11 protein-coding genes are annotated in these 15,476 nt (G+C 59.7%); 8 read left to right on the top strand and 3 right to left on the bottom strand.

Annotation, left to right across the window (positions count from 1 at the left end; all coding sequences use genetic code 11):
• The first annotated feature begins 76 nt into the window (after window positions 1-76).
• The 3 genes from BHC62_RS06345 to BHC62_RS06335 all read left to right on the top strand — a co-directional run bounded on the left by BHC62_RS06345 (window position 77) and on the right by BHC62_RS06335 (window position 4,200).
• A complete protein-coding gene (locus BHC62_RS06345; protein ID WP_029296821.1) occupies window positions 77-1,348 on the top strand; it encodes a YeaH/YhbH family protein in 1,272 nt (423 codons plus the stop codon).
• Window positions 1,345-2,907: a SpoVR family protein gene (locus BHC62_RS06340; protein WP_029296823.1), complete on the top strand. Its 1,563-nt coding sequence runs from the start codon at window positions 1,345-1,347 to the stop codon at window positions 2,905-2,907. Before BHC62_RS06345 ends, BHC62_RS06340 begins: the two co-directional genes overlap by 4 nt.
• Before the next feature lie 63 nt (window positions 2,908-2,970).
• Window positions 2,971-4,200, top strand: a complete 1,230-nt coding sequence (locus tag BHC62_RS06335; RefSeq protein WP_070994513.1) for a multifunctional CCA addition/repair protein — start codon at window positions 2,971-2,973, stop codon at window positions 4,198-4,200.
• Between the two features lie 73 nt (window positions 4,201-4,273).
• Here BHC62_RS06335 and folK read toward each other — a convergent pair whose 3' ends face one another.
• A complete protein-coding gene (gene folK, locus BHC62_RS06330) occupies window positions 4,274-4,786 on the bottom strand; it encodes a 2-amino-4-hydroxy-6-hydroxymethyldihydropteridine diphosphokinase (protein WP_070994512.1) in 513 nt (170 codons plus the stop codon).
• Entirely contained in the window at window positions 4,777-5,130 is a 354-nt protein-coding gene (gene folB, locus BHC62_RS06325) for a dihydroneopterin aldolase (RefSeq protein ID WP_029296829.1), read from the bottom strand. Before folB ends, folK begins: the two co-directional genes overlap by 10 nt.
• Before the next feature lie 74 nt (window positions 5,131-5,204).
• On the opposite strand from folB, the gene plsY reads away from it, so the two are divergent.
• Window positions 5,205-5,774: a glycerol-3-phosphate 1-O-acyltransferase PlsY gene (gene plsY, locus BHC62_RS06320; protein ID WP_029296831.1), complete on the top strand. Its 570-nt coding sequence runs from the start codon at window positions 5,205-5,207 to the stop codon at window positions 5,772-5,774.
• 34 nt (window positions 5,775-5,808) lie between these two features.
• Here plsY and tsaD read toward each other — a convergent pair whose 3' ends face one another.
• Complete coding sequence (tsaD, locus tag BHC62_RS06315; protein ID WP_029296833.1) at window positions 5,809-6,834, bottom strand: tRNA (adenosine(37)-N6)-threonylcarbamoyltransferase complex transferase subunit TsaD; 1,026 nt, start codon at window positions 6,832-6,834, stop codon at window positions 5,809-5,811.
• 203 nt (window positions 6,835-7,037) lie between these two features.
• Between tsaD and rpsU the strand changes: the two genes are divergently transcribed.
• The 4 genes from rpsU to BHC62_RS06295 all read left to right on the top strand — a co-directional run bounded on the left by rpsU (window position 7,038) and on the right by BHC62_RS06295 (window position 15,465).
• The gene (rpsU, locus tag BHC62_RS27265) at window positions 7,038-7,253 is read left to right on the top strand and encodes a 30S ribosomal protein S21 (RefSeq protein ID WP_002551877.1); all 216 of its coding nucleotides are present in this window, start codon (window positions 7,038-7,040) and stop codon (window positions 7,251-7,253) included.
• A gap of 454 nt (window positions 7,254-7,707) precedes the next feature.
• A complete protein-coding gene (gene dnaG, locus BHC62_RS06305; RefSeq protein WP_070994511.1) occupies window positions 7,708-9,678 on the top strand; it encodes a DNA primase in 1,971 nt (656 codons plus the stop codon).
• 67 nt (window positions 9,679-9,745) lie between these two features.
• Window positions 9,746-11,596 (top strand): RNA polymerase sigma factor RpoD, encoded by a 1,851-nt coding sequence (gene rpoD, locus BHC62_RS06300; RefSeq protein ID WP_029296867.1) that lies wholly within the window; start codon window positions 9,746-9,748, stop codon window positions 11,594-11,596.
• A gap of 125 nt (window positions 11,597-11,721) precedes the next feature.
• On the top strand, window positions 11,722-15,465 hold the full coding sequence (locus BHC62_RS06295) for a bifunctional diguanylate cyclase/phosphodiesterase (RefSeq protein ID WP_070994510.1): 3,744 nt from the start codon (window positions 11,722-11,724) through the stop codon (window positions 15,463-15,465).
• Window positions 15,466-15,476 lie beyond the last annotated feature (11 nt).

Raw genomic sequence — 15,476 nt, 5'->3', positions numbered from 1 at the left:
GCAGCTGACCGCTTGTCTCTAAGCTTCCAGCTCGCGGCTTGAAGCTTGTAACGTGAAGCTGCCCGGAGGGCTCCCTATGAGCTATGTGATCGACCGACGCCTCAATGGCAAGAACAAGAGCACGGTAAACCGCCAGCGTTTCCTGCGGCGCTACCGTGACCACATCAAAAAGGCCGTCGAAGAGGCGGTGAGTCGTCGTTCCATCACCGATATGGAACACGGCGAGCAGATCAGCATTCCCGGCCGAGATATCGACGAACCGGTGCTGCATCACGGCCGTGGCGGCAAACAGACTGTGGTTCACCCGGGAAACAAGGAATTCACCACCGGCGAGCATATCCAGCGCCCTCAAGGCGGTGGCGGTGGTAAAGGTCCAGGCAAGGCCGGCAATTCCGGCGAAGGCATGGACGAGTTCGTGTTCCAGATTACCCAGGAAGAATTCCTCGAGTTCATGTTCGAAGACCTGGAGCTGCCCAACCTGGTCAAGCGCAACCTGACCGGCACCGACACGTTCAAGACCGTACGCGCGGGCATCAGCAACGAGGGTAATCCTTCACGCATCAATATCATCCGCACCCTGCGCTCGGCCCATGCTCGGCGTATTGCCCTGTCCGGCAGCAGCCGCGCCAAACTCAAGGAGGCCAAGGAAGAGTTGGCGCGCTTGAAGCGCGAAGAACCGGACAACTTCGGCGATATCCAGGAAATCGAGGCAGAAATCGAGAAACTCAGCGCGCGCATTCACCGCGTGCCATTCCTCGATACCTTCGACTTGAAGTACAACCTGCTGGTCAAGCAACCCAACCCCAGTTCCAAGGCAGTGATGTTCTGCCTGATGGACGTTTCCGGCTCGATGACCCAGGCGACCAAGGACATCGCCAAGCGCTTTTTTATCTTGCTGTACCTGTTTCTCAAGCGTAACTACGACAAGATCGACGTGGTGTTTATCCGCCATCACACCAGTGCCCGTGAGGTCGACGAAGAAGAGTTTTTCTATTCACGGGAGACCGGCGGCACCATCGTGTCCAGCGCGCTGAAATTGATGCAGGAAATCATGGCCGAGCGCTACCCGGCCAACGAGTGGAACATCTACGCCGCCCAAGCTTCCGACGGCGACAACTGGAACGACGACTCGCCCATCTGCCGCGACATCCTGGTCAACCAGATCATGCCGTTCGTGCAGTACTACACTTATGTGGAGATTACCCCCCGCGAGCACCAGGCCCTGTGGTTCGAATACGAGCGCATCGGTGAAGCCTTCGCCGATACCTTCGCCCAGCAACAACTGGTCTCGGCCGGCGATATCTATCCGGTCTTCCGTGAACTCTTCCAGCGCAGGTTAGTGACATGACCGCCAAAGAGCATAAGCGCCAACCCATTTCCACAGGGTCCGAATGGACCTTCGAACTGATCCAGGCCTATGACCGGGAAATCAGCCGTATTGCGGCCGGATATGCCCTGGATACCTACCCCAACCAGATCGAAGTGATCACCGCCGAGCAGATGATGGACGCGTATGCCTCGGTGGGCATGCCCCTGGGCTATCACCACTGGTCCTACGGCAAGCACTTCCTCAGCACCGAGAAATCCTACACCCGTGGCCAGATGGGCCTGGCCTACGAGATCGTGATCAACTCCGACCCGTGCATCGCCTACCTGATGGAAGAAAACACCATCTGCATGCAGGCATTGGTAGTTGCCCACGCTTGCTACGGTCACAACAGCTTTTTCAAGGGCAACTATCTGTTCCGTACCTGGACCGACGCCAGTTCGATCATCGACTACCTGGTGTTCGCCAAGCAGTACATCATGCAGTGCGAGGAACGCCACGGGATCGACGCCGTGGAGGATCTGCTGGACTCCTGCCATGCCCTGATGAACTACGGTGTGGACCGCTACAAACGCCCCTACCCTATCTCCGCCGAAGAAGAACGGCTTCGCCAGAAGGATCGTGAAGAGCATTTGCAGAAACAGATCAACGATCTGTGGCGCACCATCCCCAAACGCGCCGACAAGAACAGCGACAAGGACAATGCGCGCTTCCCCGTCGAACCCCAGGAAAACATCCTGTATTTCCTGGAAAAACACGCGCCACTGCTGGAGCCATGGCAACGGGAGATCGTGCGGATCGTGCGCAAGATCGCGCAGTACTTCTATCCACAGCGCCAGACCCAGGTGATGAACGAGGGCTGGGCCACGTTCTGGCACTACACGCTGATGAACGACCTCTACGACGAAGGACTGGTGACCGACGGCTTCATGATGGAGTTCCTCACCTCCCACACCAGCGTGGTCTTCCAACCGGGCTTCGACAGCCCCTACTACAGCGGCATCAACCCCTATGCCCTGGGCTTCGCCATGTACCGGGATATCCGACGCATGTGCGAACACCCTACCGAAGAGGACCGCCGCTGGTTCCCGGAGATCGCCGGCAGTGACTGGCTATCGACCATCAAGTTCGCCATGAGCAGCTTCAAGGACGAGAGCTTTATCCTGCAGTACCTGTCGCCCCAAGTGATTCGCGACCTCAAGCTGTTCAGCATCATGGATGACGACCTCAAGGACGACCTGCTGGTACCCGCGATCCACGACGAGGCCGGTTACCGCACCATCCGCGAAACCCTGGCGGCCCAATACAACCTGGGCAACCGCGAACCCAACGTGCAGATCTACAGCATCGACATGCGTGGTGATCGCTCCCTGACCCTGCGTCACCAGCAGCATGATCGCAAACCCCTGGGTGAATCCACGGATGAAGTGCTCAAGCACCTGCACCGGCTGTGGGGGTTCGACATCCATCTGGAGACGCTGCAAGGCGACCAGGTCATGAAGACCCACCATGTTCCGCCGCGCAACGACCACAACGACAACGACTACGGCCGCCTGGACCTGGCCGTGGTTCACCTTTGACGCAGCAATGCCTCCATTGGCCTGGCACAGGCGTTATCCTGTAGGGCTAATGGAGGCTTTTTCATGCAAATCTACAAAGTCGGCGGAGCAGTGCGTGATCGCTTGCTGGGCATTGCCGTTACCGATATAGATCGGGTCGTTGTTGGCGCCACCACCGAACAAATGCTCGCCAAGGGCTATCGGCCCGTAGGCTCTGACTTTCCGGTGTTCCTTGATCCGAAGAACAACGAGGAGTACGCCCTCGCCCGTACAGAGCGCAAAAGTGGCCGGGGTTATGGCGGCTTTGTGTTTCATGCCAGCCCCGAAGTCACGCTCGAACAAGACTTGATCCGCCGCGACCTGACCATCAATGCCATGGCCGAAGACGACGACGGCAACCTGACCGACCCGTATAACGGCCAGCGCGACCTGCAAGCGCGGGTATTGCGCCACGTCTCCCCGGCGTTCGCCGAAGACCCGCTGCGCGTGCTGCGCGTCGCACGGTTTGCCGCCCGTTATGCCGGCCTCGGTTTTACTATCGCCCCCGAAACCCTGGAATTGATGCGCCAACTCAGTGACTCCGGTGAACTGGAAGCCCTGACGCCAGAGCGCAGCTGGAAGGAAATCTCCCGAGCCCTGATGGAAGATCAGCCACAGGTGTTTATCCAGGTGCTGCGCGACTGCCACGCCTTGAAAACCCTGCTGCCAGAAGTGGATGCGCTGTTCGGTGTGCCCCAGCCCGAGGCCCACCACCCCGAGATCGATACGGGCATCCATACCCTGAGCGTGCTGGAGCAAACCGCCCTGCACGCCCAACCCCTGACTGTGCGCTGGGCCTGCCTGCTGCACGACTTGGGCAAGGGCCTGACACCTGTGGATAAGTTACCCAGGCATATCGCTCACGAGCAGAGAGGCCTGAAGCTGATCAAAGCGGTCAATGAGCGCTTCAAAGTGCCAAAGGACTGCCAGGAATTGGCACTGCTGGTCGGCGAGTATCACACCCATGGGCATCGGGCACTGGAGCTCAAGGCCTCGACCCTGCTGGAGTTGCTGCAGAGTTTTGACGTGTTCCGCCGGCCACAGCGCTTTGAGGAGTTTATCGTCGCCTGCGAAATGGACGCGCGGGGCCGCAAGGGCCTTGAGCAGAGAAGTTATCCACAGGCGGATTATCTACGGGGTGCTGCGCAGGTGGCGCGAGGTGTTGCAGTGGCGCCACTGCTGGAGAAAGGCTTCAAGGGCCCGCAACTGGGCGAGGCACTCAAGCGTGAACGGCTCAATGCCCTGAAAGCCTACAAAGAACAGCATTCAGTGTAGGAGCGGGCTTGCCCGCGATGGCGTCAGCAGCATCCCCGCAAACCAGAGGGCGCCGTCGCCGGCAGGCCGCCCCCTACAGGCCCTGGGTGAGCTGCTGGTCGCGCCACTTGAAGGCAACAGGGGCCAGCACCTGATCGATCTGCGCGTCGCGCCACAACGCGGCGAACGTTTTGCCCACCTCCGGATGCACACGCTCTGGCGCCATCAACGACAGCGGCCACAACACAAAGGCATTCTTCAGGATTTCCGCACGCGGCAACACCAATCCATCGAAGTTACCGCTCAGGTCGCCATACAGCAGCACATCGATATCCAAAGGCAGACCCTTGCGATCCGGCGCATAGCGACCATTGTCGGCCTCGATGAACTTCAAGCGGCGATCCAGTTCCATCAAGGGCAAATCGGTATATGCCGACACCACCAGGTTGAAAAACGGCCCGCTCTTGATTCCCACTGGCTGGCTTTCGAACACCGCCGAACAGCGCAAGTCCGTCAAAAAGCCCGCCAACGCGTCAAGGCCCGCACACAGATGGGACTCGCGCTCGATATTGCTGCCAAGACCAAGGTAAACCTGAGTTAGCGACATCCGCGCTCGATCTCCACGCCCACGCCCTTGGCGGCCGGGACGGCACCGGGCTTGGTCAACTTGAGGTGCAACCAGGGAATCTGGAATTCTTCCATCAGGACTTGCGCCAGGCGCTCGGCAAACGTTTCCACCAGTTGGAATTGCGCCTGCGCGGCGAAGGCCTGGATACGTGTGGAAACACTGGCGTAATCGAGCGCCAGGGTCAGGTCATCTCCGGCCGCGGCGGGGCGATTGTCCCAGGCGAAACTCAGGTCCAGGCGCAGGCACTGACGGATACCTCGCTCCCAGTCGTAGGCCCCGATCACGGTGTCGACTTCCAGGCCTTCGATAAACACTCTGTCCAAGCACTCTTCTCCACAGCACGACAAGGGCGCAATGCCCCGTTAGAATCAAGGCGTCCTCGCCCGGAATAGTTAGCATGTCTTGGTTACTGGCGACCCTCGCCTACCTGCTCGGCTCGCTGTCCTTTGCCATCTTGCTCAGCCGCCTGACGGGAAATCCCGACCCGCGAATGAGTGGCTCAGGCAATGCCGGCGCCACCAATATGTTGCGCCTGGCCGGCAAAAAACTCGCCGTGCTGACTTTGTTCGGCGACGTCTGCAAAGGCCTGCTGCCGGTACTGATAGCCGATCTGGCTGGCCTCTCCCTGCAACAACAGGCCTGGATTGGCGTATGCGCCGTGCTCGGCCATCTGTTCCCACTGTACTTTCGCTTTCGCGGCGGCAAGGGCGTCGCGACGGCGGCCGGCATGCTGCTGGGAATCTACCCACCAGCGGCGTTGCTGGCCATTGCCGCCTGGTTGCTGACGTTCTACCTGACCCGCACCAGCTCCCTCGCAGCGTTGATCGCCACCCCCCTGACCCTGCCACTACTGGCCTGGCAGGAGCCGGCAGCGCTGCTGCCGATGAGCGTGCTCACCCTGCTGATCGTCTGGCGCCATCGCGGCAATTTACGCGACCTGTTTGCCGGGCGCGAACGGCATTTTTAAATATGCCCGGTGAGCCCGGCTCATGTTCGTCTGCTCACAAGGGCGGCAACTGCTCCATCGGCCAGCGCGCCTGCACGCTGATGGCCAGGCTCTCGTGCTGGCCTGCCTGCAAGCGCTGGCACCCGGCAAAGGCAATCATCGCGCCGTTATCGGTACAGAACTCGGGGCGCGCGTAAAACACATTGCCCTTCATGTCGCCGAGCATTTTCTCCAGGGACAGACGCAAGGCCTTATTGGCGCTGACGCCGCCCGCAATCACCAGGCGCTTCATCCCGGCCTGCTTCAAGGCGCGCTTGCACTTGATGGTCAAAGTCTCCACCACCGCCTGCTGGAACGCCAGAGAGATGTCGCAACGGGCTTGCTCACTGTCGTCCCCGGCGCTGACGCTTTGCTGCCAGGTGTTCAAGGCCGAGGTTTTCAAGCCACTGAAGCTGAACATCAAGCCTGGGCGATCACACATGGGGCGGGGGAAGGTATAGCGCCCAGCCACACCTTTTTGCGCCAGGCGCGCAATTTCCGGACCACCGGGGTAATTGAGGCCCATCATCTTGGCGGTCTTGTCGAACGCTTCACCGGCGGCATCGTCCAGGGTTTCCCCCAGAAGCGTGTACTGACCGATTGCATCGACCTGAACCAGCTGCGTATGGCCGCCCGAAACCAACAAAGCGACGAACGGGAACTCGGGCGGGTTTTCTTCCAGCATGGGCGCCAGTAAATGGCCTTCCATGTGGTGCACGCCAAGGGCTGGAATACCCCAGGCAAATGCCAGCGCCTGGGCGCAGGAAGCCCCAACCAGCAGGGCCCCGACCAATCCAGGGCCAGCGGTGTAGGCAATGGCATCGATCTCGGTCGCGACACAATCGGCCTCGTCCAACACCTGGCGGATCAATGGCAACATGCGTTTGACGTGATCACGGCTGGCCAGCTCCGGCACCACGCCACCATAGGCGCGATGCAGGTCTATCTGACTGAACAGTGCATCGGCCAAAAGCCCGCGTTCACTGTCGTAAAGCGCGACGCCGGTCTCGTCGCAGGAGGTTTCTAAGCCCAGTACTAACATGGGTTTGCGCCTTGTAGAGGCTGAATTCGAAGGCGCGCATAATAGTCGCCATGCCCCCTCCCGACTAGCGGTTTTCGATCAGAGGCTTTGCATTCCGGGCAATGAGGGGTTAACATCCGCAACCCTTAAAAACCGACGACCTCAGCCGCGAATTTTTTGCGACGAGAACGTTGATTCCCGGTAATGAAAGAAGGTAGCTCTGGATGCCAGCCGTCAAAGTAAAAGAGAACGAACCCTTCGACGTAGCTCTGCGTCGTTTCAAGCGCTCCTGCGAAAAAGCCGGTGTTCTGGCTGAAGTTCGTAGCCGCGAATTTTATGAGAAGCCAACTTCTGAGCGTAAGCGTAAAGCAGCAGCCGCTGTTAAGCGTCACGCCAAGAAAGTTCAGCGCGAACAGCGCCGCGCCGTTCGTCTGTACTAATACACAGACGTTCGTAGCAAGCTTCTGCCAAGCCCGGCCCTCAGCCGGGCTGTTGGCATTTGCGGATATCGCTTGATGCTTCACCGTCGACGCCGCCCATGCGACCGAGACAAAGCTTCACTGTTTCAAACGTCAGGACTGGCTCTTTTGCCAGCGGTGCACGTCTCTTCTGACGAGCCTAACAAGGCTACTGACGAGCACACTTATTTTCCAAACAGGCGATCAATAGGTCGGCTGTGCCCCACGATGAGCTTCCGAGGCCGCCATTGGCCGTGACCGGACTCCAGGGCAACACTTTCAGATACGTCGAAGACTGATTGGAACTAACGTCAGTGAACGCTCGACAGATAGACTTCCTGACAGCCCAAACAGACAATCGATGATCAAGCCGCCGACATGCGCGACTTGAGTGCGTCACGGGCCCTCATTTACACGCAGTGATGACGAGAACGCCATGGCCGGGCTAATTCCCCAGAGCTTTATTGACGACCTTCTGAACCGCACCGACATCGTCGATGTTGTCAGCTCGCGCGTGCAAATGAAAAAGGCCGGCAAGAACTACACCGCCTGCTGCCCGTTCCACAAAGAAAAGACTCCATCGTTCAGCGTCAGCCCCGACAAGCAGTTCTACTACTGCTTCGGTTGCGGCGCGGGCGGCAATGCCCTCGGCTTTATCATGGACCATGACAACCTGGACTTCCCCCAGGCCGTCGAGGAACTGGCAAAAGCCGCCGGCATGGAAATCCCCCGCGAAGAAAGTGGCCGACCGCACAAACCACGCCAGCCTACCGATTCGCCGCTGTATCCGCTGCTCACCGCCGCCGCCGAGTTCTACCGCCAGGCCCTTAAAAGCCATCCACAGCGCAAAGCCGCCGTGGATTACCTCAAGGGCCGCGGCCTGACCGGGGAAATCGCCCGCGACTTCGGCCTGGGCTTCGCCCCGCCGGGTTGGGACAACCTGTACAAGCACCTGAGCAGCGATACCCTGCAGCAAAAAGCCATGATCGACGCTGGCTTGCTGGTGGAAAATGCCGAGACCGGCAAGCGCTATGACCGCTTCCGCGACCGAGTGATGTTCCCGATCCGCGACAGCCGTGGCCGCATCATCGCCTTCGGCGGCCGGGTATTGGGCGACGACAAGCCCAAATACCTGAACTCCCCGGAAACCCCGGTGTTTCACAAGGGCCAGGAACTCTACGGCCTGTTCGAAGCGCGCAAGAACAACCGCAACCTCGATGAAATCATCGTGGTTGAAGGCTATATGGACGTTATCGCCCTGGCCCAGCAAGGCTTGCGCAATGCCGTGGCTACCCTCGGCACCGCCACCAGCGAAGAACACATGAAACGCCTGTTTCGCGTGGTGCCTAGCGTGCTGTTCTGCTTCGACGGTGACCAGGCCGGCCGCAATGCCGCCTGGCGCGCCCTCGAAGCGACCCTGTCGAGCCTGCAGGACGGGCGCCGCGCGCGCTTTCTGTTCCTGCCCGAAGGTGAAGACCCGGACACCCTGGTGCGCTCCGAAGGTACCGATGCGTTTCGCGCGCGCATTCATCAGCACGCGCAGCCGCTGGCCGATTATTTCTTCCAGCAATTGACCGAAGAAGCCGACCCGCGCTCCCTCGAAGGCAAGGCCCACATGGCCACCCTCGCGGCACCGCTGATCGACAAGGTTCCCGGCGCCAACCTCAAGGCCCTGATGCGCCAGCGCTTGCTGGAAATCACCGGGCTGAGCGGCGAGGCGGTCAGCCAGCTGGTGCACAGCGCACCCCAGGATGCGCCACCGGCCTACGACCCGGGCTTCGACTACGACGCCATGCCGGACTATGGGGATTTTCACCAGCCTCAAGAAGCCTTTGTGCCGCAACAGGACTGGACACCGAAAAAAACCGGCGCCGGCGGCAAGAAATGGGACAAGAAGCCCTGGAACAAAAACGGCAAGCGCGGCGACCGCGACGAACCGTACGCCCCGCGCACGCCGGTGGCCGTAGAAGCGCCGACGCTGATTGCCCTGCGCACCCTTATCCACCACCCGCAACTGGCGGGCCGAGTGGAAAGCGCCGAACATTTTGCCAACGAAAGCAACACCTACGCCCAGGTGCTGATTGCCCTGATCGAGGCCGTGCAGAAAAATCCTAAGCTAAACTCAATCCAGCTGATGGCCCGCTGGCATGGCACGGAGCAAGGACGTTTGTTGAAAGCACTCGCAGAAAAGGAGTGGTTAATTGACGGCGATAACCTTGAACAACAGTTTTTAGACACCATTACTAGGTTATCCGCGGGTCAGCACACGCAGACCCTCGATGAACTTATCAAGAAAGCAAGGCAGCCAGGATTGTCGGCTGAAGAGCAAATTCAGATAGCAAAGCAGATGCGCGACCTCTTAAAACAGAATGTTTCCGCATCAAACCCGACCTCAGCTGGCGTGTGAGGTCATAGCTCGGGTATAATCCTCGGCTTGTTTTTTGCCCGCCAAGACCTTCAGTGGATAGGGTGTTATGTCCGGAAAAGCGCAACAGCAGTCTCGTATCAAAGAGTTGATCGTCCTTGGTCGTGAGCAGGGTTACCTGACTTACGCGGAGGTCAACGACCACCTGCCGGAGGATATTTCAGATCCGGAACAGGTGGAAGACATCATCCGCATGATTAACGACATGGGGATCAACGTATTCGAAGCTGCGCCAGATAAGGATTCTCTTATGCTGGCGGACGCCGATACCGACGAGGCCGCCGCTGAAGAAGCTGCTGCCGCGCTGGCTGCAGTGGAGACCGATATCGGTCGCACCACCGACCCTGTGCGCATGTATATGCGTGAAATGGGTACGGTTGAGCTGCTGACACGCGAAGGCGAAATCGAAATCGCCAAGCGTATCGAAGAGGGCATCCGCGAAGTGATGGGCGCAATTGCGCACTTCCCCGGCACGGTTGACCACATTCTCTCCGAGTACACCCGCGTTACCACCGAAGGTGGCCGCCTGTCCGACGTCCTGAGCGGTTATATCGACCCGGACGACGGCATTACGCCGCCTGCCGCCGAAATACCGCCGCCTGTCGACCCGAAGGCCGTGAAAGCGGACGACGAAACCGACGACGACGAGGCTGAAGCCAGCACCGACGACGAAGAAGAAGTCGAAAGCGGCCCGGATCCGATCATCGCAGCCCAGCGCTTTGGCGCGGTCTCCGATCAGATGGAACTGGCGCGCAAGGCCCTGAAGAAGCACGGTCGTGGCAGCAAGCAGGCAACCGCCGAGCTGCTGGCCCTGGCTGAGCTGTTCATGCCGATCAAACTGGTGCCGAAGCAATTCGAAGGCCTGGTTGAGCGGGTTCGTAGCGCCCTTGAGCGTCTGCGTGCACAAGAGCGTGCGATCATGCAGCTCTGTGTCCGTGATGCGCGCATGCCGCGTACCGACTTCCTGCGCCAGTTCCCGGGCAATGAAGTTGACGAAAGCTGGACCGACGCACTGGCCAAGGGCAAAAGCAAATACGCTGAAGCCATTGGTCGCTTCCAGGCCGACATCGTTCGTTGCCAGCAGAAGCTGACTGCATTGCAGACCGAAACCGGTCTGACGATTGCCGAGATCAAGGACATCAACCGTCGCATGTCGATCGGCGAGGCCAAGGCCCGTCGCGCGAAGAAAGAGATGGTTGAAGCGAACTTGCGTCTGGTGATCTCCATCGCCAAGAAGTACACCAACCGTGGCTTGCAATTCCTCGACCTGATCCAGGAAGGCAACATCGGCTTGATGAAGGCTGTGGACAAGTTCGAATACCGTCGCGGCTACAAGTTCTCGACTTATGCCACCTGGTGGATCCGTCAGGCGATCACTCGCTCGATCGCCGACCAGGCCCGCACCATCCGTATTCCGGTGCACATGATCGAGACCATCAACAAGCTCAACCGTATTTCCCGGCAGATGTTGCAGGAAATGGGTCGCGAACCGACCCCGGAAGAGCTGGGTGAACGCATGGAAATGCCTGAGGATAAAATCCGCAAGGTATTGAAGATCGCTAAAGAGCCGATCTCCATGGAAACCCCGATTGGTGATGACGAAGACTCCCATCTGGGTGACTTCATCGAAGACTCGACCATGCAGTCGCCAATCGATGTCGCCACCGTTGAGAGCCTCAAAGAAGCGACACGCGACGTACTGTCTGGCCTCACTGCCCGTGAAGCCAAGGTACTGCGCATGCGTTTCGGCATCGACATGAATACCGACCACACCCTTGAGGAAGTCGGTAAGCAGTTTGACGTGACCCGCGAGCGGATCCGTCAGATCGAAGCCAAGGCGCTGCGCAAGTTGCGCCACCCGACGAGAAGCGAGCATTTGCGCTCCTTCCTCGACGAGTGATCACAAAACCCCCAGGCCCAGGCCTGGGGGTTTTGCTTTGTGCAGATTAAATCTCCCCCCGCTTTACCTCCCCTCGCAATGCCCGTCTACACTCGAAATATTCCCCGTGCCATAACGAGACCGTTATGCCCAGACTGCCGACCGTGCTACTGCTGTCGCTGCTGACCTGGACCGCAACGGCTGGCGCGTTGACTCTCACTGATGAAGAGCATGGCTGGTTGGCGGACCACCCGGAGTTGCGCCTGGGCGTTGATGCGTCGTGGCCGCCATTTGAATATCGCGATGAAGAAGGCCGCTACCAGGGCCTGGCGGCTGACTATGTTCGACTGATCCAGGATCGCCTGGGTATCAAGGTCAAGTTGATCGAGCCCGCCAACTGGAGCGCACTGCTGGAGCAGGCCAGGAACAACCAGCTCGACCTCTTGCCGGGCATTATGTCCACCCCGGAGCGCCAGGGTTTCCTGGCATTTTCCCGGCCTTATCTCGACTTCCCGATAGTCATCCTCGCCCACGAAGGCGGCGCCCAACCCCGCTCCCTCAAGGACCTGTATGGGTTGAAGATTGCCGTGGTGGAGAACTATGCCCCACACGAGTTGCTGCGCACCCACCACCCCGACTTGAACCTGGTGGCGATGCCCAACGTCAGCTCGACGTTACAGGCCCTGGCCACCGATGAGGTGGACGCCGTCGTCGGGGACCTGGCCTCCAGTGTCTGGAGCCTGCGCCAACTCAAGCTCGATGGTTTATATGTCAGTGGCGAAACGCCTTATCGCTATCAACTGGCGATGGGCGTGCCCCGCGAAAACAAAATGCTGATTGGCATCCTGGATAAAGTCCTCGCCGACCTCAGCCCCCGGGAAATTGATGAGATCCAGGAGCACTGGGTCGGCAATGTCATCGATCACCGCGCCTTCTGGACCGACTTGCTGCTCTACGGCCTGCCTGCGGTGCTGCTGTTGAGTACCGTGCTGGCCATCGTGATTCGGATCAATCGTCGGCTCAGTTCGGAGATTTCCCGCAGGGTGGCCTTGGAACAGGAGTTGCGCAGCAGCGAATACCATTACCGCGGGCTGGTAGAAAGCCTGTCAGCCATCGCCTGGGAAGCTGACATCCATGATTTCACCTACAGCTATGTGTCGCCCCACGCCGAGGAACTGCTGGGCTATCCAAGGGCGCACTGGCTGATCCCAGGCTTCTGGCGCAATATCATCCACCCCGCCGACCTGACCCGCGCCGACACCTTCTGCCAACGGGAAACCCGCGCCAACCGCGACCACAGCATCGATTACCGGGTAATCACCGCCGACGGCCGTTGCCTATGGGTCAGGGACATTGTCAGCCTGATCAAGCATGGGCATGAGCCCGTCATGCGAGGCCTGATGATCGATATCAGCGAGGCCAAGCGCACCGAGGAAGCATTGCAGCTCTCAGAGGAGAAGTTCGCCTCGGTGTTCCAGCAATGCCCGGACATACTGGTGATCGCTCGCCTGTCCGATGGTTGCCTGTTGGAGGTCAACAAGGCATTCGAGGACCAGATAGGCCTGAGTGCTGCAGACGTCATCGGCAAGACCGCCACCGAGCTGAACATCTGGGGCATCCAGGGCGTAGGCCCCAACCTGCTCAAGCGCGTGCAGACCACCAGCATTCGCAACCTGGAGATGCCGTTCCTGCGCAGTAATGGCCAGGCGTTTACCGGGCTGATCTCCGCCGAACCCTTCCAACTCGATGCAACCGAAGCGCTTGTCGTGGTGGTGCGGGACATCACCCAACTGAAGGAAACCCAGCAACTACTGCAGACTTCCGAAGAAAAGTTCGCCAAGGCCTTCCATGCCTCGCCCGACGGCTTGCTACTGACACGCCAGCATGATGGCCTACTGCTGGAGGTCAACGAAGGCTTCAGCCGCATCACCGGTTTCAACAGTGCAATGTCCCTGGACCAGTCGACCCTGGACCTGGGCATCTGGGTGGACTTGAACGAACGCAGACACATGCTCGACCTGCTGCACCGCGACGGCCTGGTGCGTGATTTTGTCTGTCATATCCGACGCAGTGACGGCCAGATTCGCCTGTGCGAAGTGTCCAGTCGTCCACTGCCGATCGGGGATGACGACTGTATGCTGACCATCGCCCGCGACATTACCGAACGCCAGTTGATGCAGGAAAAACTGCAACAGGCCGCGACGGTTTTTGAAAGCACAGCCGAGGGCGTACTGATCACCGATACCGGGCAAAACATCAGCGCCGTCAACCGTGCCTTCAGCGAAATCACCGGCTACAGCGAAGCCGAAGCCCTCGGCCACACCCCGCGCCTGCTGGCCTCCGGCCTGCATGACAGCGCGTTCTACGCCGCCATGTGGCATCAACTGACCGCCAACGGCCATTGGCAAGGCGAGATCTCCAACCGACGCAAGAACGGCGAGTTGTACCCCAGTTGGCTGACCATCAGTGCCGTGCGCAACCACGAGCAGTCAATCACCCACTTCGTGGCGGTATTTGCCGACATCTCCAGCCTCAAGCACGCCCAGGCGCGGCTCGACTACCAGGCGCATCACGATCCGCTTACCGGGCTGCCCAACCGCACCCTGTTTGAGAGCCGCCTGCAGACCGCCCTCACCAGCCAACAGGAAACCGGCAGCCAGGGTGCGGTGCTGTTTCTCGACCTCGACCGTTTCAAACACATCAACGACAGCCTCGGCCACCCGATTGGCGACCTGCTGCTCAAAGACATCGCGGTGCGCCTCAAGGAGCAACTGCGCGACATCGACACCGTGGCCCGCCTGGGCGGTGACGAATTCATCATCCTGCTGCCCGGCCTGCAACAAGCCAGCGACGCGCAGCACCTGGCCAATAAGCTGCTGGCCTGCTTCACCCTGCCCTTTCAGGCGGGCGAGCACGAGTTCTTTATCAGCGCCAGCATCGGCACCAGCCTCTATCCGCAGGACGGCATCGACGTCGCCACCCTGGTCAAAAACGCCGATGCCGCCATGTACCGTTCCAAAGCCAAGGGCCGCAATCGGGTCGAACGTTACACCCAGGACCTCACCGCCCAGGCCAACGAGCGCGTTGCCCTCGAACACGAACTACGCCGCGCCATAGAGCGCGACGAACTGTTTCTGTATTACCAGCCAAAGCTGAGCCTGGAGACCCAGCAACTGATCGGCGCCGAAGCCCTCATCCGCTGGCGCCACCCCACCTTTGGCGACGTGCCACCTGAGCACTTCATTGCCCTGGCCGAAGAGAACGGCATGATCCTGCAAATCGGCGACTGGGTCCTGGAACAGGCTTGCCGCCAACTGCACCTGTGGCGCAAAACCTATGACGACTTTGGCCCGCTCTCCGTCAACCTTGCCGGTGCCCAACTGCGCCACCCCAACCTGCTGGGGCGCATCGAGCAACTGCTGCGGGACAACCGCCTGGAGCCGGACTGCCTGCAACTGGAGATCACCGAAAACTTCATCATGAGCCAGGCCGAAGAGGCTCTTGAAGTGCTGCATAAACTCAAGCGCCTGGGCGTCCAACTGGCCATCGACGACTTTGGCACCGGCTACTCGTCCTTGAGTTACCTCAAGCGCCTGCCCCTGGACTTCCTGAAAATCGACCAGTCCTTCGTCCGCGGCCTGCCAGACGACCCCCACGATGCCGCCATCGTGCGCGCCATCATCGCCCTGGGCCACAGCATGCAATTCACCATCATCGCCGAAGGCGTCGAAACCCCCGCCCAGCAAGCCTTCCTCGCCGACGAGGGCTGCGAACAAATGCAAGGCTACATCGTCAGCCTGCCCCTACCCGCCGACATCTTCGCCGCGACCTTCCTTCACATGACCCATTCAGATTTTTCGGATAGCACAGTGGAGAAACCATCGTTATAATCCGCGACCTA

Origin of the sequence: Pseudomonas sp. 06C 126 (assembly GCF_001855215.1) — a bacterium.
Taxonomy (GTDB): domain Bacteria; phylum Pseudomonadota; class Gammaproteobacteria; order Pseudomonadales; family Pseudomonadaceae; genus Aquipseudomonas; species Aquipseudomonas proteolytica.
The sequence above is the reverse complement of the archived record's forward strand: the minus strand, read 5'-3'. Positions and strand labels throughout refer to the sequence as shown.